The organism is Halomonas sp. Bachu 37 (genome assembly GCF_039691755.1).
GTDB lineage: Bacteria > Pseudomonadota > Gammaproteobacteria > Pseudomonadales > Halomonadaceae > Vreelandella > Vreelandella kashgarensis.
On the sequence record NZ_CP137552.1, the window covers coordinates 683,749 to 704,364 of the forward strand.

General features: G+C 59.6%; 20 protein-coding genes and 1 pseudogene. 12 read left to right on the forward strand and 9 right to left on the reverse strand.

The genetic code is table 11. The features are described from left to right. Positions 1-100 precede the first annotated feature (100 nt). Positions 101-541 (reverse strand): ATP-dependent zinc protease, encoded by a 441-nt coding sequence (locus R5M92_RS03070; protein WP_346797760.1) that lies wholly within the window; start codon positions 539-541, stop codon positions 101-103. 20 nt (positions 542-561) lie between these two features. After that, positions 562-1,614, reverse strand: a complete 1,053-nt coding sequence (locus tag R5M92_RS03075; RefSeq protein ID WP_346797761.1) for a DUF3549 family protein — start codon at positions 1,612-1,614, stop codon at positions 562-564. A 276-nt stretch (positions 1,615-1,890) separates the two neighbouring features. Here R5M92_RS03075 and R5M92_RS03080 point away from each other — a divergent pair, with 276 nt between their 5' ends. After that, positions 1,891-2,223 carry a YqcC family protein gene (locus R5M92_RS03080; protein ID WP_346797763.1) on the forward strand — a complete coding sequence of 111 codons (333 nt, stop codon included), beginning with the start codon at positions 1,891-1,893 and terminating at the stop codon, positions 2,221-2,223. A gap of 93 nt (positions 2,224-2,316) precedes the next feature. Here the strand turns inward: R5M92_RS03080 and R5M92_RS03085 are convergent, their stop codons facing one another. The 6 genes from R5M92_RS03085 to R5M92_RS03110 form a co-directional block, all read right to left on the reverse strand. Next, positions 2,317-2,976, reverse strand: a complete 660-nt coding sequence (locus R5M92_RS03085; protein ID WP_346797764.1) for an OmpW/AlkL family protein — start codon at positions 2,974-2,976, stop codon at positions 2,317-2,319. A gap of 210 nt (positions 2,977-3,186) precedes the next feature. Then, positions 3,187-4,662 carry a sodium/proline symporter PutP gene (gene putP / locus R5M92_RS03090; protein ID WP_346797765.1) on the reverse strand — a complete coding sequence of 492 codons (1,476 nt, stop codon included), beginning with the start codon at positions 4,660-4,662 and terminating at the stop codon, positions 3,187-3,189. 49 nt (positions 4,663-4,711) lie between these two features. Then, a complete protein-coding gene (putA, locus tag R5M92_RS03095) occupies positions 4,712-7,903 on the reverse strand; it encodes a bifunctional proline dehydrogenase/L-glutamate gamma-semialdehyde dehydrogenase PutA (protein WP_346797766.1) in 3,192 nt (1,063 codons plus the stop codon). Between the two features lie 163 nt (positions 7,904-8,066). Then, entirely contained in the window at positions 8,067-8,897 is an 831-nt protein-coding gene (locus R5M92_RS03100) for an AraC family transcriptional regulator (RefSeq protein ID WP_346797768.1), read from the reverse strand. 34 nt (positions 8,898-8,931) lie between these two features. Further along, positions 8,932-9,291, reverse strand: coding sequence for a hypothetical protein (locus R5M92_RS03105; RefSeq protein WP_346797770.1), 360 nt, complete (start codon positions 9,289-9,291; stop codon positions 8,932-8,934). 328 nt (positions 9,292-9,619) lie between these two features. Continuing rightward, the gene (locus tag R5M92_RS03110) at positions 9,620-10,027 is read right to left on the reverse strand and encodes a CBS domain-containing protein (RefSeq protein ID WP_346797772.1); all 408 of its coding nucleotides are present in this window, start codon (positions 10,025-10,027) and stop codon (positions 9,620-9,622) included. Positions 10,028-10,180: 153 nt separating this feature from the next. On the opposite strand from R5M92_RS03110, the pseudogene R5M92_RS03115 reads away from it, so the two are divergent. The 8 genes and pseudogenes from R5M92_RS03115 to R5M92_RS03150 all read left to right on the forward strand — a co-directional run. Further along, a pseudogene (locus tag R5M92_RS03115) lies at positions 10,181-10,423 on the forward strand (YqaE/Pmp3 family membrane protein); the annotation flags it as partial. Between the two features lie 83 nt (positions 10,424-10,506). Then, the gene (locus R5M92_RS03120) at positions 10,507-11,373 is read left to right on the forward strand and encodes a carboxylate/amino acid/amine transporter (protein WP_346797774.1); all 867 of its coding nucleotides are present in this window, start codon (positions 10,507-10,509) and stop codon (positions 11,371-11,373) included. Between the two features lie 63 nt (positions 11,374-11,436). Beyond that, the gene (locus tag R5M92_RS03125; protein ID WP_346797776.1) at positions 11,437-12,372 is read left to right on the forward strand and encodes an NAD(+) kinase; all 936 of its coding nucleotides are present in this window, start codon (positions 11,437-11,439) and stop codon (positions 12,370-12,372) included. A 2-nt stretch (positions 12,373-12,374) separates the two neighbouring features. Continuing rightward, on the forward strand, positions 12,375-13,388 hold the full coding sequence (locus R5M92_RS03130; protein ID WP_346797778.1) for a metallophosphoesterase: 1,014 nt from the start codon (positions 12,375-12,377) through the stop codon (positions 13,386-13,388). 215 nt (positions 13,389-13,603) lie between these two features. Then, positions 13,604-14,449: a rhomboid family intramembrane serine protease gene (locus tag R5M92_RS03135; protein WP_346797780.1), complete on the forward strand. Its 846-nt coding sequence runs from the start codon at positions 13,604-13,606 to the stop codon at positions 14,447-14,449. A gap of 51 nt (positions 14,450-14,500) precedes the next feature. Then, complete coding sequence (locus tag R5M92_RS03140) at positions 14,501-14,782, forward strand: YeaC family protein (RefSeq protein WP_346797782.1); 282 nt, start codon at positions 14,501-14,503, stop codon at positions 14,780-14,782. Between the two features lie 29 nt (positions 14,783-14,811). Further along, positions 14,812-15,606, forward strand: a complete 795-nt coding sequence (locus tag R5M92_RS03145; RefSeq protein WP_346799223.1) for a DUF2797 domain-containing protein — start codon at positions 14,812-14,814, stop codon at positions 15,604-15,606. Between the two features lie 107 nt (positions 15,607-15,713). Further along, complete coding sequence (locus R5M92_RS03150) at positions 15,714-16,139, forward strand: CopD family protein (RefSeq protein WP_346797784.1); 426 nt, start codon at positions 15,714-15,716, stop codon at positions 16,137-16,139. A 93-nt stretch (positions 16,140-16,232) separates the two neighbouring features. Here R5M92_RS03150 and R5M92_RS03155 read toward each other — a convergent pair whose 3' ends face one another. Then, the gene (locus R5M92_RS03155) at positions 16,233-16,694 is read right to left on the reverse strand and encodes a DUF2231 domain-containing protein (RefSeq protein WP_346797786.1); all 462 of its coding nucleotides are present in this window, start codon (positions 16,692-16,694) and stop codon (positions 16,233-16,235) included. 42 nt (positions 16,695-16,736) lie between these two features. Here R5M92_RS03155 and coxB point away from each other — a divergent pair, with 42 nt between their 5' ends. The 3 genes from coxB to R5M92_RS03170 are packed head-to-tail and all read left to right on the forward strand — an operon-like array spanning position 16,737 to position 20,601. Continuing rightward, on the forward strand, positions 16,737-17,729 hold the full coding sequence (coxB, locus tag R5M92_RS03160) for a cytochrome c oxidase subunit II (RefSeq protein ID WP_346797789.1): 993 nt from the start codon (positions 16,737-16,739) through the stop codon (positions 17,727-17,729). Beyond that, the gene (gene ctaD, locus R5M92_RS03165; RefSeq protein WP_346797791.1) at positions 17,726-20,257 is read left to right on the forward strand and encodes a cytochrome c oxidase subunit I; all 2,532 of its coding nucleotides are present in this window, start codon (positions 17,726-17,728) and stop codon (positions 20,255-20,257) included. The genes coxB and ctaD overlap by 4 nt, the downstream gene beginning before the upstream one ends. Then, positions 20,254-20,601, forward strand: coding sequence for a hypothetical protein (locus tag R5M92_RS03170; protein ID WP_346797793.1), 348 nt, complete (start codon positions 20,254-20,256; stop codon positions 20,599-20,601). Before ctaD ends, R5M92_RS03170 begins: the two co-directional genes overlap by 4 nt. Positions 20,602-20,616 lie beyond the last annotated feature (15 nt).

Sequence of the window (20,616 nt, forward strand, 5' to 3'; positions counted from 1 at the left end):
ACAGGCTCCGGACATGGCCGTAAAAAGAATGAGAAATAGCGTAGTGAATACGATAAGTGCTTGGACTACCAAGGTACTCGAATATCAAGGAACCCGGGCATCAGGGCTCGCCGTGCAGGAAAGCGGCACCGGGCGCGACCAGCAGGCGGCGCATGGCACGTCGCCCCAGCAGCATGGCATGACGCATGTTACTGCGATCGGTCAGGGTCAGTTCCACCGGAAAATCAAGATCGCCCATCTGCATGGGGGTACGAATGACGTAGCGCCACTGAGCATGTCCGTTCGAGCTGGTCACCTTGCGCCGGTCATGCAGGTGCAGGGTGATGCGATGGGCAGGGGTTTCCGGTCCTCCGCCGTGGGTAATGAAGCTGACCCACAGCTGACCATGCTCATCTTCATGCGTGGCGATATCCTCGGCATGCAGTGCGGAAGTACGGGCGCCGGTATCGGCCTTGCAACAGATATGTAGCCCCAGCTCCGGCAAGGTCACCATCTCGCGGCGCCCGATAACGGCCTTGGCCTGGTAGGGAAGTTCCTTCACTTGCGACACTCCTCGGCTTTTCAATCGCGTGTGGCCGACGTCGATAGCGCTGCCAGCCGCTGTTTGATGATGGAGCCCTCGGGCGCATCGCGCAAGTGCATGACCAGCGGCAGGCGCAGCCGGGGGATCAAGGCCAGGTCGCGAATCATGGTGGCGAAATTGGCGCGTGGCTCCTGAGCCAGGCGTTCGAGAAATGACGGTAGCCGCTGGGCGTCCTCAAGATGGTGCCAGCCGCGAGCGGCAATGGCGGCGAGAAGATCCGGCCCGCATGCTCGGGTATCGGCCAGTAGCGCATCCAGCCACAATCCGACGTGGGCGCTTTCGCTGCCACTGCTGGCGCGTACGCAGGCGCATAGGGTTTCTACATCGTCCTGGGCAAGGGCTATGTCACCGCGCTGCTGAAGTGCCGCGACTACCGAAAGTGGCGCAACGACATGCTCCAGGCAATAACAGGTCGAATGCAGCACCGGGTCGGGGAGCGTGTCCAGTGTCTGGGCCAGTTGCTGGGCCGCCTCGTCATCCATGCGCACGACGAAATCCGCCAGCCCCTGCAGGCCCAGGCCCTGCCAGTCCACTTGTTGCTGACGGCTCAGGTAGGCTTCGACCGGTTCCAGGTGAGAGCTGGCGGCCTGGCCCAGGTCTCGGCTGGCCCTGGCGTGTAGCATGGCCTGGAAAGGCAGGCTCGGAGTGAATGCCAGTGGATTGTCTTTCATCAAATGATCGACGGCTTCGGTGTCACATTGATCAGACAATCCGTCAGTGGCGGTGGCATTGCGCCCCAGGGTTTCCAGGAGACGCTGGAGAAAGGCATCACGAGGTGCCGGGTCGAGCAGCCCGGTTTCATCCAGCGGCAGTGCCAGAAACCAGATCGCCGGCTCTGGCATGTCACCCAGGCGAAAGACAATCGCCAGCTGCGCCTTTCCCTGCCACGGCTCGGGCCAGGATGACTGGCCGCTTTCCAGTTCCGTGAGGTGTCGTCTGGCGCACGGAGTGACACGCCTTCCCATATGGTAAAGGAGTACCTCGGCCCCGCTGCGGCTGAAAAAATCATCAAGAGTGTGAATCGGTTGCATGTGATCCTTCCCGTTTCGAGCCTGCACTCTACCTTGCCATCGGGGCTCTGTCAGCCGCCGGGCGGGAATATTTCTACCCCAGCCATCGCCAGGGCGATCAAAAATTGAGCATCACGCGCCAGGCCCCATGAGGTGGCGCCAAATCACACCTTTCCATAGTTTATCCACAGGCTCTTGCAAGTTTTCTGTGTATTCCAGACCCTAGGTGAATTGCTGTGGAAAACAGGGGCACCAGACGAGATAATGGTGCTTCAAATACCAAGATTCAGGTGAGCAATGACGCTATATCAACAGCTCGATACGGCGCTGGAACGTCTGGAAGCGGCATTGAAGGCTTCCGATCTCTGGCGTGTTCCCCAGCCCGATGCCGCCGACTTTGCCAGTGCTCAACCCTTTTGCATTGATACCATGGCCATGCCCCAATGGTTGCGCTACGTCTTTATTGCACGCTTGCGCGCCTTGGCGGAAGCCGAGGGGCCGATGCCGGCGCGCTGCGACGTGGCTCCCGCGGTGGATGCCTATTGTCAGCAGGCAAAGGTCAGGGCTGGTGATCGATTGCTGGTGGTTAAGGCGGTGGAGGAGGTGGATCGGTTGGTGACGGAAAACTGATTCGCCTGCTTGAGTTAAAAAGCCAATGCCCACCGGGTGGTGGGCATTGGCTGACTCTGAGACGTACCGTATTACTTATACGAGCAATGCTACTTAGAAACGGTAACTGATACCCGCCATGACCACCAGCGGGTCGATATCGACGGTCCCGGCATCTTCACCAGCGACTTTGGCATCGGTATCGATATCGATGTACCAGGCTGAGGCGTTGAGTGCCCAGTTATCGTCGATCAGCAGGTCGACACCCACCTGGCCGGCCAGGCCCCAGGAGTCATCCAGTTCCAAATCCACGTCACCGATGTCAGCAAGATGAACAGTGGCTTTTTCCTCAAAGAAATTAGTGTAATTGACACCGATACCAACATAAGGCTGGACACGGGCTTCAGTACCACCCAATGGGTAGTATTGAGCAGTCAACGTAGGGGGAAGATGCTTGGTATCACCAGTGACTGCACCTTCAGCAACGGAGATATCGTGCTTGAATGGCAATGCCGCCAGTAGTTCTACACCGAATTTGTCATGGAAGCGGTAGCCGAGAGTAAAGGCAAAATTGGTATCGGAATCCACTTCGACATCTAAGCCAGTCAACCCTAGCGCATCGAGACTTCCGTTATCGCTTTTCGGCTCTACCTTGGCCACGCCCACGCGGGTAAAGAAGTCACCTTCGCCATAGGCAAGCGCCTGTGAGCTGGTAGTGATGGCGGCGGCGGCAATGCCGGCAGCGAGTAATGTAGGCAAAGTCATTTGGCGCATGGATGTCACTCCTGGTTGAGCAGACTGGCTACGTAGAAGTAGCCGCTGAAAAGATGGAAGCGATTTTAACCACCCGCCTCAGAAGCGATATTGACCTGGCGCAATTCTTTAATCGACTAATGAAGCATGTGCTTTATACGGCAAAAGGCTGCCCGGAGGCAGCCTTTCGGTACATCGTCAAGCGCTATTCTCTAGCGCAGCCTGTATCAATCAAGCTTGATCGAACGTATCGAACTCGGCAGTGATTTCGGCGCTGGGCGCCGGTGTGACCAGGCTTGCCACGACAATAGCGATGTAGGCCAGAATTACGCCGGGCACGATTTCGTAAAGATCGAAAATACCCCCGGAAAGCTCGGCCCATACGACGACCGTGACACCACCGACGATAATGCCCGCCAGTGCGCCCCACTGGTTCATTCGCCGCCAGAACAGCGCCATGATCAATGCCGGGCCGAAAGCCGCACCGAAACCGGCCCAGGCGTAGGAGACCAGCCCCAGCACGTTGGAGTCCGGATCGAGCGCCAGCAAGTAGGCGAAGATGGCGATGCCGATTACCGCAAAGCGACCTACCCAGACCAGTTCGCTCTGTGAAGCATCCTTGCGGAACAGCGCTTTATAGAAGTCATCGGTCAGGGCCGAAGAGGAGACCAGCAGCTGGGAATCCGCCGTCGACATGACCGCCGCCAGAATGGCCGCCAACAGCACGCCGGCGATGACCGGATGGAAAATGGCATTGACCATCACCATGAAGATGGTTTCACCATCGGCCAGATCTCGTTCGATGAAACCTACCCCCAGCAGGCCTACCGCAACGGCACAGGCCAGAGTCAGCGCCGACCAGGTTACCGCGATGCGACGCGCCGTGGGGATATCGGCGTCGCTGCGAATGGCGGCGAAGCGTGCAAGGATATGTGGTTGACCGAAGTAGCCAAGCCCCCAGGCCAGTGAGCTGACGATACCGATGAAGCTCAAGGCCTCACCGGTGGAGGCATCGCGGAACCAGCTGAGCATGTACTCGCTTTGCCCGGCCAGCGCTTCGGCGGCGCCGGACGTGCCGACATCCATGAAGGCGACGACCGGGACGATCAGAAGCGCCACGGCCATCATCAGCCCCTGGATCAAGTCGGTCCAGGAGACCGCCAGAAAGCCCCCGAAGAAGGTGTAGGAGATGATGGCGAGGGTGCCGATGGTCACGGCGATGGAATAATCGTAGCCGAATACGGTTTCGAACAGCTTGCCACCCGCCACCAGGCCGGAGCTGGTATAGAACAGGAAGAACAGCAGGATGAAAATGGCCGAGATCACCCGCAGCAGTTGCGTATTGTCACGAAAGCGCTTGGCGAAGAAATCCGGCAGGGTCAAGGAGTCGCTGGCCTTGAAACTGTAAAGGCGCAAGCGGCGCGCCACGATCAGCCAGTTGAGCCAGGTACCGATCAACAGGCCGATGGCGATCCAGCTCGCCGAAATGCCGCTGATGTAGGCGGCACCGGGTAGGCCCAGCAGTAGCCAGCCGGACATGTCCGAGGCACCGGCGGAAATCGCCGAAGTCCAGGGACCCAGGGTACGCCCGCCAAGGATGTAGTCAGACAGGTTGGTGGTGCGTTTGTAGGCGACGATACCGATGCCGAGCATCAGTATCAGATACGCCACGAAGGTAAAGGCAATGGCCAGATTGTTTTGAACCATGAGACGTTTCCCTTTTCAGGAGTTCAGGTTAGTTGTTGGACGAGCTTGTTTACTCATCGCCTAGCGCCAGTAGCGACGCGTTGCCACCCAGTGCAGCGGTGTTATTGGTAATGGTTTTTTCCGTGGCAAAGCGCAGCAGATAATTCGGCCCGCCTGCTTTGGGGCCGGTGCCGGAAAGCCCGAGCCCGCCGAAGGGCTGGACACCGACCACGGCGCCAATGATATTACGGTTGATGTAGATGTTTCCCGCCCGCATTTTCTGCGCTATTTCAGCGGCAAAGGATTCGTTGCGGCTATGCACACCGAAGGTGAGCCCGTAACCCCGGCCATTGATATCGTTGATGACTTTCTCAAGCTCGTGGGACTTGTAGCGCACGATATGCAGTATCGGGCCGAACTGTTCGCGCTCCAGGGCATCGATACTATCGATGACGAACGCCGCCGGGGCAATGAAGGTGCCGTGCTCGGTATGTTCGGCGGAGAGCGAAGTTTCCGCCACCAGGCGATTTTCACTCTTGAGCTTGTCGATATGGGCCTTCAAGCCTTGACGCGCATCCTCGTCGATTACCGGACCGACATCGGTGCCCAGGTCGCGGGGGTCGCCGATATGCAGTTCGGCCATGGCGCCCTTGAGTATCTCGATGACCCGGTCCGCGACATCATCCTGCAGATAGAGCACGCGCAACGCACTGCAGCGTTGGCCGGCACTCTGGAAGGCGGATTGGATGACATCCACTACGACCTGCTCGGGCAGGGCGGTGGAGTCGACGATCATGGCATTCATGCCTCCGGTTTCCGCCACTAACGTGGGTAACGGAGCGCTTTCCCGCGCCGCTAGCGCCCGGTTTATGATCTGTGCGGTATCGGTGCCGCCGGTGAATACCACGCCGGTGATACGCGTGTCGGAGGTCAATACACTGCCTACGGTTGGACCGTCACCGGGCAGCAGCTGCACGACATCCCGGGGCATGCCGGCTTCATACAACAGCTCTATGACGCGATGGGCGACGATCGAGGTCTGTTCCGCCGGCTTGGCCAGTACCGTGTTACCCGCAACCGCGGTGGCCACCACCTGGCCGCAGAAGATGGCAACCGGGAAGTTCCATGGACTGATCGCGGCAAAGACCCCCTTGCCGCCCATCATCAAACGGTTGGATTCACCGGTCGGCCCGGGCAGCTCGGTAATCTCGCCGAACATCTGCTCGGCACGCATGGCGTAGTAACGGCAGAAATCCACCGCTTCCTTGATCTCGTCCACGCCGTCGGTCAGCAATTTGCCGCCCTCACGGGAGCAGAGCGTCATCAGCTCCGCCATGTGTTCTTCCATCAGGTCGCCGAGACGGCGCAGGATGGCGGCACGCTCGGCAACCGGCGTCGCTTCCCAGCGCGGGAAGGCTGCCCAGGCGGCGTCCAGCGCCTTACCGGCCTGCTCCTTGGTGGTCCACTGAATGCTGCCTACCTCCTGGCGACGATCAAAAGGGCTGGTCACGCGCTTGGTCTGGGCGGCATCGTCGGCGACCTCGAACGCCAGCAATGGTTTGGCGCGGTAGGTGGTGTCCATGAAACCGGCCATTTGCGTCATCAGCGGCTCGTAATGGCTGCGCACATTGAGATTCACGCCACGTGAGTTGCGCCGCTCGGGGCCGTAAATATCCCGCGGCAGGGGAATGTTCGGGTTGGAGAGCGTCTTGTACTGGCGCAGGCTGTCCACCGGGTGCTGGCACAGCCATTCGACCGGCACTTCCGGGTCCACCAGTTGGTGGACGAAAGAGGAGTTGGCGCCGTTTTCCAGCAAGCGGCGAACCAGGTACGGCAGCAGATCCTTGTGGGCGCCTACCGGGGCGTAGATACGGCAATAGGTGCCTTTCGGCGCGCGCGTCAGGGCTGCTTCGTACAAGGCTTCGCCCATGCCGTGCAGACGCTGGAATTCAAATGGCCGGCTACCGTGGTTGGCCAGCTCCAGAATGGTGGTGACGGTGTGGGCGTTGTGGGTAGCGAACTGGGGGAAGATGCGCCCCTGGGTGTCATCGGAAAGCAGGAACTGGGCGCAGGCCAGATAGGCCACGTCGGTACATGCCTTGCGGGTGAATACCGGATAGCCGTCCACGCCAAGCTGTTGCGACTCCTTGATTTCGCTGTCCCAGTAGGCGCCCTTGACCAGGCGCAGCGGGATCTCGTCGCCTTGCTTGTCGGCCAGGCGATTGAGATAGTGCAGAGTCGGCAGGGCGCGCTTGGAATACGCCTGGACGACCAGGCCGAAGTGCCCCCAGCCCTTGGCCGCTTCACCTTCGTAGATGGCACGAAAGACTTCCAGGGAAATTTCCAGGCGGTCGACTTCCTCGGCATCGATGGTGAGGGCGACGCCCAGCGACCGCGCCTTGGTCACCAGTTGGTTCACGGTATCGACGAGCTCGACCAGGACCTGCTCGCGACGGCCGAATTCATAACGCGGGTGCAGTGCCGACAGCTTGATCGAGACCGAAGGGGCGGGAGTTTTGTCGCTCAATGACTTGCAGGTCTTGCCCACCTGCTCGATGGCCCTGGAGTAGTCGTCGAAATAGCGCTTGGCATCGTCGCGGGTGCGTGCGGCCTCGCCCAGCATGTCGTAGGAGTAGGTGTAGCCTTTATCGAACAGTGGCTTGGATCGTTTCAGGGCTTCGTTGATGTCTCGCCCCAGCACGAACTGCTTGCCCATGATCTTCATCGCTTCATACATGGCGCGGCGAATGACGGGCTCGCCCATGCGGTTGACCATGCGGTTGATGAACGAGGCAGGCTGGCCTTCCCGGGGGTGGTCCAGCTTGAGCACGTGCCCGGTCATCAGCAGGCCCCAGGTGGAGGCGTTCACCAGCCAGGACTCGCTCTTGCCGACGTGGGCCTTCCAGTCCGCCGGGCCGAGCTTGTCCTCGATCAGCGCATCGGCGGTAGCACTGTCGGGGATTCGCAGCATGGCTTCGGCCAGGCACATCAGCATCAAGCCTTCGTGAGTGTCGAGGCTGTACTGCTGGAGCAGCTCGTCGATGGTGTCGACGGCGGTATCCATCTGGCGTACATCGCGAATCAACTCGGCGGTGTGCTTCTCGATGCGGGCGAAATCTTCGCGATCCGTATCCAGCAACTTGATTAGCTCATTGACATAAGTGTCTTCATCGACCACGTAATGGTCGCTGACTTGTGCCATCAGTGTGTCGAGGTCGGTTTGCCAGGTGGCAGAGTCACGTAGTTTCTTGGCGTTGAGCATCGAAGCCCCCGAGAGTCTAAGCAATAACGGAAAGGTGTTACCGGGCGCTATGCCCAAGTTAACGGTTGAATGTAGAGGGCGGAGCCGTTGACTGCATGTCGGTTCCGCGTCAAAACATGTCGAATTCGTGGCAAGCGTCGTAAGTTTACGACTTTAGTAGAGCCTACAGGCGTGCCAGACGGTTCGTGAATTGTGGCGAAATTACCGCTTCGCCTAGCGGATGAGCCTGTGCTTCCCGGCGTAATTGACGAGGTGACAGGCCATAGCTGCGCCGAAAGGCATGGGAAAGCGAGCTTTGATTGGCAAATCCCGTCTGCAAGGCGATGTCGGCCAATGGCGTGCGGCTATTCAGCAGTAGTTGTCGAGCGGCATCCAGGCGCTTGCGCTTGACGTATTGCCAGGGCGACAGCCCGGTCTGGGCGCGGAAGCAACTGGTGAAATGCGCTTCACTCAAGCAGGCCAGACGGGCCAGGTCGGCGACACGAAGCTCCTCGGCCAGGTGCTGGTGAATGTAGCGATTCAAGAGCGGCATATCCAGGCGGTTGCGGCTGCCTGGCGTGTCCCCCAGGCGCGCCTTGAGTGAGCCGAGAAGCGTGGCGGCCAGACGATCCTGCTGCAGCATGCCGGCTCCCTGGAAACCGCCTTGTTGCTGATCGAGCTCCATCTCGACGAACGCCAGGTAGTGGCGTAGCGCGTTATCCAGCGTGAAGAAACGCGGGGCGTCGAACAGGGCCACCAGCTCGCGGTGCTCCCCAGTAAGGGCGGGGGCGTCTTCGGGAAGGTCGAGAATCAGTTGGCGATTGTGACCGCTGCCCGAATAGTAGTGCTCGTGGTTGGCGGGAACGATACAGCCCGAAAAGGCATCCACGTGTCCGCCCAGGCCCTCGATTTCAAACTCCGCGGTTCCACTCAGGGTAATGACTACCTGATGGAAATCATGCGCATGATGCTGGGTGGCACGCGCAAGGGGAATCTGACGAATGATGCTGGGCATGGGGCAGCTCCTGAAAAACCGCGCGCAAGTGGATCTAGCGTGAGCGCAAGGCGGTATGTGCCGCCAGGTGATCGCGTAGTGCTTGCAGTTCGGCCTGTCCGTCCGCATTGAGCAGGGGCTTGCCCTGGGCGATCTGCCAATGGCGGCCATGGGTTTCCATCAAGTGGGCGGCCCGACGGCGGATGCCATTGAGGTATTCATCGTGGCGGATGGGATAATCGATGATGGTATTCCACTCCGTTTCGCTCACCTCGCTGGAAAGCGCCTTGTCGAACAGCACCAGCAGATCCTTGGGCTCGGTGCGGTAGCGCGGTGTGCTGGTGCTCATCAAGATGATCACCATGCCGCCTACTACCAGTAAACACACCCCGAAGACCAGAAAAAACAGCGCCATTCATTCGCTCCGTGTTACTTGGATTGCAGCTTGGATGCATCTCATTCCACTGACGACAAGTATACGCCTGGTTGGGTTCGAGACGAAGTTTTCGCATTTTTCGCGAACTTTTTCTGCTTCAAGTGTCTGAAGTGATACAGGCAACACAGCGATAGCAGTCGCTAGGGTTGTTGCTCTGGCTTTTGTTTTCGATCCCTTGTTTCCGCTGCTCTTGTGAGTGGCGGTTTTTTTTGTCTTCATCCCCGGCTTGTAAGGCGCCAGCTCATTTGCGCGCTCTTACAGTTCTATATCATCGGACTTGCGGTCGTGAGAGCGTATCGAAGGAAAGCTAGTGGCGTCGGATCAGCAGCAGCGCGTTCAGTACATCACGCCTTGTGACGATACCCAGCAGCCGGCCCTGGGTCACTACCGGATAGACCTTGGGTCTGAGCCCGTTCATCTCCTGGGCGAGGTCGGTAATGCTCTTGTTGGGGCCTACCGAGACCACTTCGTGACGCATCAGCTCTTTCACCAACGGGGCTTCGTCATCGTGATATACACTTCCTAATACCTTGCTCAGGACGTCCTGTTCGGAGATGAAACCGATCAAGCGGTCATGAGTATCGACCACGGGTACGCCTGGCAGCCGGTGCAATGCCAGGCCCTGGGCCAGCGTGGTGATGGAAGTCTCGGGCAAGACCCGATAGCAGTCACGGGACATGATGTCTTGCACGGTTTCGGGGGTCTTCGGGATCATGATCGCGCTCCTTGAAAAAGCCCAGCGATACTCTTCACTGTAGGTTATTCATGGGCTAAGCACGCATCGAGGCAGAGAGGGTTTTCAACGCTCTGGCGACGGCGCAGTTCAACTCGGCGACGGCACTATTCAGTTAGTAGGAGGTAGGTTCAGATGGATGCACGCGAATATCTCAACCGCAAGGGAGTCACGCAGGAGAGCGATCCCGATCGTCCCAATACCCTGGAGGAAAAGGCGTGGGAGCGGGCGCGGGGAGCAGGCAACCACCGGCCGAAATCGGGTACGCCCCACGACTGGGAAGATTGGGAACGTCACCATGACGACCTGGCCGAAGGCGCTGAATCGCTCGATCAGAAGATCGACAAGGAAGCTCACCGTGAGGCGCTTGAGCATAAGAAGCAAGAATGAGGAAAGGCTTGGCAAGAGTGGCTTAGGCGGTATACTCATCAGTAAACCAATTAACTGATAGAGGTTTACTGATGGGTCGGCTTGTTGGCGTTACGTTGCTCTGGGCATTCTCCTTTTCATTGATCGGGGTATATCTCGCCGGTCAGGTGGACAGCTACTTTGCGGTATTGCTACGCGTGGCCTTGGCTGCCCTGGTGTTCTTGCCGCTGCTGCGTCCTGGCTTGCTTGCCAGTCGACAGCGACTGGCGCTGATGGCGCTAGGGGCCGTGCAGCTTGGGTTGATGTACATCTTCTTCTATCAATCCTTCCTTTTGCTGAGCGTGCCGGAAGTGTTGCTGTTCACCATCTTCACGCCGGTATATATCGCGCTGCTCGATGATCTGCTGTTCAAGCGTTTTACGCCGATCTACCTGCTGACCGCCTTGCTGGCGGTGATAGGAGCCGGAGTGATTCGGTACGACAGCGTGAATAACGAATTCTGGCTGGGCTTTGTGGTGGTGCAAGGCGCGAACCTGTGTTTCGCCCTGGGCCAGGTGGGGTATCGGCGCCTGGCGGCCGAGTTGCCGGAAAACCTACCTTGGCACAATGTCTTCGGCTGGTTCTTCATCGGCGCTCTGCTGGTGGCTCTGCCGGCGTTTTTGCTGCTGGGCAATACTGCTGCGTTGCCATCGACACCGGTGCAGTGGGGGGTGCTGGCGTGGCTGGGGCTGGCGGCGTCAGGAGGCGGCTACTTCATCTGGAATCAAGGAGCCACCCAGGTGGATGCGGGCACATTGGCGATCATGAATAACGCCCTGATTCCCGCAGGGCTATTGGTCAATCTGGTGATATGGAATCGCGAGGCGGATCTGAGCCGCCTGCTGCTGGGCGCATTGATCATGGCGGGTTCGCTATGGCTCAACCACTGGTGGGTGAAGCGGCGGATGGTACCGGCATAGCCCGGTTTGCTCGCTGGGCCGGGTGTCCGCATAATGGCCGTTGATTCGCCAGAGATTCGAGGTATGTCAAGAAGCGTTGCGCATTCTCCGCCGGCCGCCAGCTCGTCCCGGCCGGCACAACGGCCTTTCGCGACTATCGGCCTGATCGGGCGGCTGGGTAGTGACAAGGTCGTCGATTCCCTCGAGCGGCTTGTTCGTTACCTGGTGCGAGACGGCTACGAGGTGATCATAGAGGACCGCACGGCAACGGTACTGCCGGGCCACGGGCAGGTTGAAGCCAGCCGCCGTATGCTCGGCCAGCGCTGCGACCTGGTGATCGTGGTGGGAGGAGACGGCAGTCTTCTCGGCGCCGCCCGGGCGCTGTGTCACAGCGGAACCTTGATTCTCGGTGTCAATCGCGGGCGGCTGGGGTTTCTTACCGATATTTCCCCGGACGAGCTGGAAACCCGTGTCGGTGAAGTGTTGGCGGGGGAGTACGAGCTGGAGGAGCGTTTTCTGCTGGACGCCGAACTCTATCGCAATGGCGTCTCGGTAGGAAACGGCGATGCCTTGAACGAGGTTGTGGTACATCCTGGCAAGGCGGTACGCATGATCGAGTTCGAACTCTTCATCGATGGCCAGTTCGTCTACAGCCAGCGCAGCGATGGCTTGATCATTGCCACTCCCACTGGTTCCACGGCCTACGCGCTCTCTGGCGGTGGTCCGATCATGGACCCCAAGCTTGACGTGATTACCCTGGTGCCGATGTTCCCGCATACGCTTTCCAGTCGGCCCATCGTGATCGATGCGGCAAGCGAGATTCGGGTCCACATCGGCGAAACCAACCAGACCTATCCCCATGTCAGCTGCGACGGCCAGACCCGCGTGGTGGCCAAGCCGGACGACGTGCTGGTGATACGGCGCAAGCCGCAGCGTGTCCAGTTGGTGCACCCAGTGGGCCATAACTTCTACGAGGTCCTGCGTAGCAAGCTGGGCTGGAGCAGCCGCCTGGGGGATTGAAAATGCACGGTCGAACAAGCGGGAAGACGCTGCAAGGCTACGACCTGATAGGCGATGTTCACGGCTGTGGTGCCACCTTGGCAGCTCTGCTGGAAAAGCTGGGTTATCACCAGCGTGGAGGTGTCTATCGGCATCCCCGGCGCAAGGTGATCTTTCTGGGGGATCTGGTCGATCGTGGGCCGCGGATTCGCCTGGCAGTGACCATCGCCCGACGCATGGTGGAAGAGGGCGAAGCGTATATCGTCATGGGCAACCACGAATACAATGCGCTGGCCTATTCCCATCCGGCTCCCGGCAGTGCCGGCCAGCGCTGGTTACGCGAGCATAGTCCCCGGCATAATCGTGTCATTAACGAGACCCTCGAGCAGTATCGTGACCACCCGGCGGAGTGGGAGGATGTCCTTGCGTGGTTCATGCGCATTCCGCTATGTCTGGAGCTGGATGGATTGCGTGTCGTTCACGCCTGCTGGGACGAGGCGCTGATTCGTCGATTTCTCGCCCGCCGTCCCGATGCATGCATGGATAGCGAATTTCTGATCGAATCGGAAACGGCGGGAAGTGAAGCGTTTGAAATCATGGATCGTTTGACCCGTGGTACGAACATTCCCTTGCCGCCGGGGATCGAAATCCACTCCGGCGATGGGTTCACCCGGCGTAGCTTTCGTACGCATTTCTGGGCTGAAGCGCCTAAAACGTGGGGTGATGTGGTCTTTCAGCCCGATAACTTGCCTGGAGAGCTTGAAAGCCACCCCTTGAGTGCCGAGGAGAAGTCGCGCTTGAGCTACTATGGGCCTGACGAGCCGCCGCTGTTCATTGGCCATTACTGGTGTGAGGGTATTCCCGCATTGCCCACCGGTAACATCGCCTGTCTGGACTACAGCGCCGTCAAGTATGGTCGCCTGGTTGCCTATCGTTGGAGCGGTGAGACACGCTTGAATGCCGACAATTTCGTATGGCTGCGAGTGCCGCAGGAGGAGCGCGCCATGCCGCGGCCATGGGAAATCGATTTTGAATAGCGAACCCGGTGCACGATCGATATCGACTTCATGGCAGTGTACAAAATATTACATTATTTTTTTTAAGCGGGGCTGAACTTCCCGACATACCGGCTATCAGAGTAAGTGTTCCCTTGAATGATCCCTTGCTTTAATTTATCCGGCGGCCCCCTCCGCCGGATTTTTTTTGTGCGAAACTTGCGCTTGAATTCTTGTATACCCCGACTGGAGATCCTATGCATCCAGTGATGCTATTGCCCCACGGTGCAGATACGAGCGAGTTGCGCCAGGCCCTGTGGAAATACCGAATCGGGCATCGAATCACCCAGGAAACCGATGGGCAGCTTCTCTGGATTGCCGATCCAGCAAGGCAGCAGTCCATGCAGGCGCTGGTGCAGCGCTGGGAGCGCGGCGAACCCCTTGTGCTTGCGGGCCAATCCGCGCCTCGCACTGCTTCCGTGGCCCTGCCTGCGCTGCGCCGTGTTCCGGTAACGGCGGCGATGATTCTGATTAGCCTCGTCATCTTTGCCTTGGCAGGCGTGTTTGGCGACCAATTGATCGTCGCCTTGACGATTGTGCCGGTGGGCGTGGAAGGCGGTCGGTTGGCATTCGGTACGCTGATGGAAAGCATGACCTCGGGACAGGTATGGCGGCTTTTGTCACCCGCGTTTCTCCATTTCGGCTGGATGCACCTGATCTTCAACTTGATGTGGGTGTGGTATTTCGGCCGTCAGGTGGAAGTCATGCAGGGAAGCCGAATCATGTTGCTGCTACTACTGGTAGCTGGCATCGGCGCGAACCTGGCCCAGTACGCCACGGGAACGGTCCTTTTTGGGGGGATGTCCGGTGTGGTGTATGCGCTCTTGGGCCATGTGTGGTTGATGGCGTGGCGAGTGCCCCGCAGCGGCTTTTTCGTGCCCCAGATGCTGGTGGTATTCATGCTCGGGTGGATGGTTTTCACCATGACCGACTTTGCCGCCGTGGTGGGGTTCGGCAACGTGGCAAACGAAGCCCATCTCGGTGGCCTGGTCGTGGGCCTGGCCACGGGCTGGTATCATTCCATGCGATATTCTTCTTCTTGAGTACCCATTACGAGTACCGTTCTGAGTACCGGTCGCGTACAGGAGTCTGCGATGAGTGACATGACGTTCGACAAAATGATCAGCCAGATGACACCGGAAATCTACGCCAGCCTCAAACAAGCGGTGGCTCTGCGCAAATGGCCCGATGGTCGGCGCTTGACGCCGGAACAGACCGAGCTTTGCCTGGAGGCCGTTATGCGTTTCGAAGTGGAAAACAATGTGCCGCTGGACCAGCGGGTAGGTTACCTGGAGCGGCGTACCTGCGGTGCTGATGCGGCTGGCACGAATGTCACACCGGAAATGGCTGGCCTGGCCAGGAACGCCGCGGAGTGAGTGAAGCGATAGAAGGGTGCCTGGTGAAAATGGCGGCTGAGGTGAAGCCCGGCGGCGAGGTGGCCTATACCCTGCGCGCGGGGGACCATCGTCTGCCGCTCAACGAACGCGTCGGTACGCCCTTGTCGCTGGAGTGGAGCGGGGCGATTGCCTGCACGAACTGTGGTCGCGCCACGCGCAAGAGTTTCGGCCAGGGGCACTGTTATCCGTGTTTCAAGCGACTGGCGCAGTGCGATACCTGCATCGTCAAGCCGGAAACCTGCCACTACCACCAGGGAACTTGCCGGGAGCCGCAGTGGGGGGAGCGGTTCTGCTTTCAGCCTCATGTGGTCTATCTTGCCAACTCATCGGGGCTCAAGGTCGGAATCACCCGCAAGACGCAGATGCCGACGCGCTGGCTGGATCAGGGTGCCATCCAGGCGCTGCCGATCCTCGAAGTCGATACGCGGTTGCAGTCGGGCCTGGTCGAGATGCTGTTCAAGGAGCAGGTTGCCGATCGCACCAATTGGCGAGCCATGCTCAAGGGGGCGGTCGCGGAGATCGACCTGGAGGCCGAGCGCAGGCATTTGCTCGCCCTGCTGGCACCAGGGCTTGCCCAGTTGCGTGAACGCTTCGGCAGCGAGGCGGTGAAGGAAATCGTGAATCCGGTACTCCGTTTTCACTATCCCGTCCAGACGTTTCCCACCAAGGTGGTGTCGCACAACTTCGACAAGCAGCCTAAGGTCAGCGGCACCCTGATGGGAATAAAAGGTCAGTACCTGATGCTGGATAGCGGCGTGATAAACCTGCGTAAGTTTACCGGCTATGAAGTGCGTGTAAGATAATTTCGCGGGCCTGGAGGATAGTGGCCTTGCGATAACGAAGTGCTAAGGTAAGGTTACTCAACGTTGCGAGTAACCGATCATGCTGATGTCAACGCAAGGATGCTGCGATGCCCTGGCTTAAACTACTGCATATCATTGCGCTGGTGATATGGTGCGGTTCATTGATTTACCTGCCCGCCCTGGTCACCCAGTCGATGCGCGCACGAGTCGATGCGGGCTTTGCCCAGGGCTCGCCGCAGATGCCGCGTTTTTTCTACAACTCCATTGCCACGCCCGCTGCGCTGCTGGCCATCTTTTCCGGCACCTTGCTGTTTTTATGGTACGGCGTGCTGGGTGGCTGGCTGGTATTGAAGCTGATGGCCGTCATGGGGATGGTGGCAGCGCATGGCGGGCTTGGCTGGTGGATCCTGCGCCTTGAGGCGGGTCTGTTCAAAGGGGTCAAGCGGGGCTGCATAGCCAGTGGATTGCTGGCCTCGGGCTGTATCGTGTCGGTGCTTTTTCTGGTCCTGGCAAAACCCATGGAGTGGAGTTGAGCCGCTATGCCCAAGCTTTTTCTGACGACTTTTTTTCAAACGTACCTGCTCCGCATGCCTGCTTGCATAAGCGGCGGCATCAGTGGGTGTCGTTCATTTCTCCAGTTCCACGCCAACCGCATGTTCGTACACCAGGCGCCCTCCGAGCCAGCCTGCCAGGGCAATCATGACGCTGGTCACCAGCGAGACCGCGAACCCCCACGGCAGGATGAGATCCGTATCACTGAAACGCATCAGCCAGTTGAGCGAGGCCAGCGACAGCATCATCACCGCGATGATGGCATGACTCCAGCCATTCACCAGCCGCCGAATTCCCTTGACCGTCACCAGATCGATGATGCCTGCAATGCTGGCGATCCAGCCACCGAAGGCGCCTACTCCGGCGAGCCAGAGACTGACACGAGCCCAAAAAGGATCGCCGCTGAGAATGTAGCCCAAGTCGCTTGCCACCAGGGCCATCAGCGCGGCGACGGGAAAGTGGATCATCAGCGGGTGCAAGGGGTGGCCGATGATAGCGGCCCGGCTCTTGATCGTATGTTCTTTGATTTCCGCCATGTTCACATCCTTGAGCATTGGTTCCGGCGTGGGATTGTTCCCTTGGGTCTTGGTTCAATCATAGTGTTGCTGAGTGGATGCGCCGGTGACAAGTCCATTTTAGCGCCCGCTGGGCAGGCCGCCGCCGATGTGGCCCTGGTGTGGTGGGCGATGCTGGGGTTCTTTACCCTGGTATTCGTCGTCGTCGTGGTGTTGTGGCTTTATGCCTTTCGCCGAGGAGAAAGGCCTGAGCGCACCCAGGAGCAGGAGCGGCGAATCGCCCGGCGCTGGATCGTCGGCGGTGGGCTGCTGTTGCCCGGCGTTTCCATCGTGGCGCTGCTGGCTTTCGGTATTCCCGCCGGGCAACGCATGCTGCCGATTCCCTTGAATGACCCGCCCGATGTCATCGAGGTTATCGGCCATCAATGGTGGTGGGAGGTGCGTTACCCGGGCGCGGAAGGCGGCGAGGTGGTGACCGCCAACCAATTGGTGATGCCGGTGGGCGAGCCGGTGGACTTTCATGTCACCGGGGCGGACGTCATCCATTCGTTCTGGGTGCCACGGCTTGGTGGCAAGATCGACATGGTGCCAGGCCACACCAACCGGATACGTCTGGAAGCCGATGCCGCCGGTGTCTTTGGCGGCCAGTGCGGGGAATTCTGCGGTACGCAACACGCCCATATGCAGTTGTATGTGGAGGCGATGGAGCGCGACGACTACGAAGCCTGGCTGGCGCAACGTCAGCGTGAATCATTACAGTCTCTGGCCGTGCGGTCCGAGGCTCAGGCGCCGGCACGCGAGGCTTTCATGGACAACTGTGCACGGTGTCACCGGGTGGCGGGCCTCTCCGATGGCGAAGACGGCCCCGATCTGTCCGATGTTGGCACCCGCCCCGCCCTGGGCGCTGGCACATTGGCAATGGAGGAGGGCGCCATCGCACGCTGGCTGAAAAACCACCAGCAACTCAAGCCGGGCAACCGCATGCCGAGCCACGATGACATGGAAGCGGAGACCCTGGATGCAATAGGCGCCTGGCTGGAGACATTGAACCCATGACTCAATCCAAACCGAAATCCTACACGGCAGAAACGCAGCGCCTGCACGATGAGCTTTATGACGTCTGGGGCAATCCCAGCGGGATAAAGGCTCTCACCATCGTCAACCACACCACTCTGGGGCTGCGTTTCATGCTCACCGGCATGGCATTCTTCCTGGTGGGCGGGCTGCTGGCCATGCTGATTCGTGCCCAGCTGGCGTTCCCGGGGCAGAATTTCATGTCGCCGGATATCTATAACCAGGTCACCACCATGCACGGCACGGTGATGATGTTTCTCTTCGCCATTCCGATGCTGGAGGGGTTGGCGATCTACATGATTCCCAAGATGATCGGCGCGCGGGATCTGGTATGTCCGCGGCTGACCTCGCTGGGCTACTGGTGTTATCTCTTCGGCGGCCTGATCCTGCTCTCGAGTCTGGTATTGGAAACGGCACCGGATAGCGGTTGGTTCATGTATACCCCGCTGAGCAGCAAGGAGTACTCCCCCGGGCTCGGGTCGGATTTCTGGCTGCTGGGTATCACCTTCGTGGAAATATCGGCATTGTCCGCCGGGGTGGAACTTACGGTCTCAATCTTGCGGACCCGTACCCAGGGCATGGCTCTGCACAAGATGCCGCTTTTCGCCTGGTACATTCTGGCGATGGCGCTGATGATCGTGGTGGGTTTTCCGCCGTTGATCCTCGGCAGCATACTGCTGGAGCTGGAGCGCGCGGCGGGCATGCCGTTCTTCGATGTGGCCGGCGGTGGCGACCCGATACTTTGGCAGCACCTTTTCTGGCTCTTCGGCCATCCCGAGGTCTACATCATCTTTCTGCCTGCGGCGGGGATCGTGTCGACCTTGATCCCGGTTTTCGCCGGGCGCCCCATCGTGGGCTACGGCTGGGCGGTCTTCGCCGTCATCACCACCGGTTTCATCAGCTTCGGGTTATGGGTCCATCACATGTTCACGGTGGGCATCCCGCAGCTGGCCCTGACCTTCTTTTCCGCCGCCAGCATGCTGGTTGCGGTACCCACGGGTATCCAGATATTTCTGTGGCTGGCTACCTTGTGGCTGGGAAAACCGCGCATGCAGTTGCCCATGCTGTGGATTGTGGGGTTTTTGGTCATCTTCGTCTGCGGAGGGCTTACCGGGGTGATGCTGGCGCTGGTTCCCTTCGACTGGCAAGTTCACGATACCCATTTCGTCGTGGCCCACATGCATTACGTTCTCGTGGGAGGAATGTTCTTTCCCCTGATCGGGGGGCTGTATTACTGGCTGCCGCTGTTCTCCGGTCGAATGCCGTCGGAGACATTGGGCAAATGGGGCTTCTGGCTGACCTTCCTGGGTTTCAACGGCACGTTCTTGATCATGCACTGGACAGGTTTACTGGGCATGCCGAGGCGGGTCTACACCTATGGCGCTGAGGAGGGATGGGAAATATTCAACCTGCTCTCCTCGGTAAGCGGCTTCATCCTCTCGGCGGGGATCGCCATGATGTTGCTGGATATTGCGCTGCACTTTCGTTTCGGCAAGCCCGCCAAGCAGAACCCCTGGAATGCCGGTACGCTCGAGTGGGCGCTTACCATGCCGCCGAGTCCCTACAATTTCGTCAGCCTGCCCGAGGTGGAAGGTCGCGATCCCTTGTGGGACCGGCCCGATCTACCCAGAACGATCGCCCAAGGCCGCCATGGCCTGGCGGTAGCGAATCATGGCCGCCGGGAGCTGTGGGGAACCGATCCGTTGACCGGAAAGGTGCGTGAAGTGATTCACCTGCCGGGCAACTCCTGGTGGCCGCTGTTCGCCGCACTGGCCCTGGCAGTGGTGTGCATCAGCTTGTTGCTGCGCTTGTATCCGCTGGCGGGTATCGCCACGCTGGTGGCGGCGGGCTTTTTGTTGCGCTGGTCATGGGAAAACGGGGCTCACCCCAAGGCCGCACCGGACGCGCACCGTGAACTGGGCGATCCTCCTTTGCATTCGCGAACCATGGATGGGCCCGGCTTATGGACGATGTCGGTGACGCTTTTGGCCAACGCGTCGTTCTATCTGTCCTTTTTATTCGGCTGGTTCTACCTATGGACTGTCTCACCGCTATGGCGCATGCCCGATGAATCACCGCTTTCGCTGACCCTGCTGGTCATCGGTGGGCTGCTGGTGACGGCCGGAATGGGGTGGCTGGAGGTCATGCTGCGCCGCTTGCGCCGCCGTGCCGACAACGGCCTGGGGCCGGGCATGTTCGCCATCGGTGCGCTGGGTCTCGGCCAGGTGGCGGTGGTAGGGCTGGCGCTGTGGGCGGCCGAACTGGACGTCACCCGAACCGCCCATGACGCGGTATTGGCGGTAGGTCTGGGCTACCTGCTTGTGCATGGGGGGCTGGGCGCCATTCTGGCTCTGATGCAGGGCATGCGAGTGAGGTACGGCTTCGTGGGCGCCCACGCGCCTTTCGAACCGGCGGTGGTGGCGCAGCTGTGGCGCTACAATGTCGGCACTTACTGGCTGCTGGTGGGCTCCATCGCGCTGCTTCCCCGGCTGTTGGGGGGCTCGCCATGAAACTGAGCATCTGGACGCATCCGCTCCATCTGGTCATGGGCCTCACCTTGTGGAGTGCATGGTTCGTGACCATGTACGGCGGACATGCGGTCGTGTGTAGTGTGGCTCCCCCGGCTACAGACCAAGGCCCCTTCACCTGGCTCAACGTCGTGCTGGGGCTGTTGACCGTGGCCAGTGCGGCAGGGCTTGGCTTGCTGGCCTGGCGCTGCCTTGGCGCGTCACGGCATACCAGCGTAAGAGCGGCACATTTCTGCGCCCTGGTCTCTGCCGGCCTTTATCTTACTTCTGCCGTAGCGGTGCTGTTCGTGGGCGTGCCGGTAATCGGCGTTCCTCCGTGTCTTTGAAGCTATGGCTTTGAA

Excerpts from the sequence above, each read along its gene's own strand:
- R5M92_RS03170 (WP_346797793.1), top strand. The coding sequence starts at position 20,254 with ATGAAACTGAGCATCTGGACGCATCCGCTCCATCTGGTCATGGGCCTC.
- R5M92_RS03110 (WP_346797772.1), bottom strand. The coding sequence starts at position 10,027 with ATGATCCCGAAGACCCCCGAAACCGTGCAAGACATCATGTCCCGTGAC.
- R5M92_RS03120 (WP_346797774.1), top strand. The coding sequence starts at position 10,507 with ATGGGTCGGCTTGTTGGCGTTACGTTGCTCTGGGCATTCTCCTTTTCA.
- R5M92_RS03145 (WP_346799223.1), top strand. The coding sequence starts at position 14,812 with ATGGCGGCTGAGGTGAAGCCCGGCGGCGAGGTGGCCTATACCCTGCGC.
- putA (WP_346797766.1), bottom strand. The coding sequence starts at position 7,903 with ATGCTCAACGCCAAGAAACTACGTGACTCTGCCACCTGGCAAACCGAC.
- R5M92_RS03130 (WP_346797778.1), top strand. The coding sequence starts at position 12,375 with ATGCACGGTCGAACAAGCGGGAAGACGCTGCAAGGCTACGACCTGATA.
- R5M92_RS03140 (WP_346797782.1), top strand. The coding sequence starts at position 14,501 with ATGAGTGACATGACGTTCGACAAAATGATCAGCCAGATGACACCGGAA.
- R5M92_RS03075 (WP_346797761.1), bottom strand. The coding sequence starts at position 1,614 with ATGCAACCGATTCACACTCTTGATGATTTTTTCAGCCGCAGCGGGGCC.
- putP (WP_346797765.1), bottom strand. The coding sequence starts at position 4,662 with ATGGTTCAAAACAATCTGGCCATTGCCTTTACCTTCGTGGCGTATCTG.
- R5M92_RS03125 (WP_346797776.1), top strand. The coding sequence starts at position 11,437 with ATGTCAAGAAGCGTTGCGCATTCTCCGCCGGCCGCCAGCTCGTCCCGG.
- R5M92_RS03085 (WP_346797764.1), bottom strand. The coding sequence starts at position 2,976 with ATGCGCCAAATGACTTTGCCTACATTACTCGCTGCCGGCATTGCCGCC.
- R5M92_RS03105 (WP_346797770.1), bottom strand. The coding sequence starts at position 9,291 with ATGGCGCTGTTTTTTCTGGTCTTCGGGGTGTGTTTACTGGTAGTAGGC.
- R5M92_RS03150 (WP_346797784.1), top strand. The coding sequence starts at position 15,714 with ATGCCCTGGCTTAAACTACTGCATATCATTGCGCTGGTGATATGGTGC.
- R5M92_RS03135 (WP_346797780.1), top strand. The coding sequence starts at position 13,604 with ATGCATCCAGTGATGCTATTGCCCCACGGTGCAGATACGAGCGAGTTG.
- R5M92_RS03080 (WP_346797763.1), top strand. The coding sequence starts at position 1,891 with ATGACGCTATATCAACAGCTCGATACGGCGCTGGAACGTCTGGAAGCG.
- R5M92_RS03155 (WP_346797786.1), bottom strand. The coding sequence starts at position 16,694 with ATGGCGGAAATCAAAGAACATACGATCAAGAGCCGGGCCGCTATCATC.
- ctaD (WP_346797791.1), top strand. The coding sequence starts at position 17,726 with ATGACTCAATCCAAACCGAAATCCTACACGGCAGAAACGCAGCGCCTG.
- R5M92_RS03100 (WP_346797768.1), bottom strand. The coding sequence starts at position 8,897 with ATGCCCAGCATCATTCGTCAGATTCCCCTTGCGCGTGCCACCCAGCAT.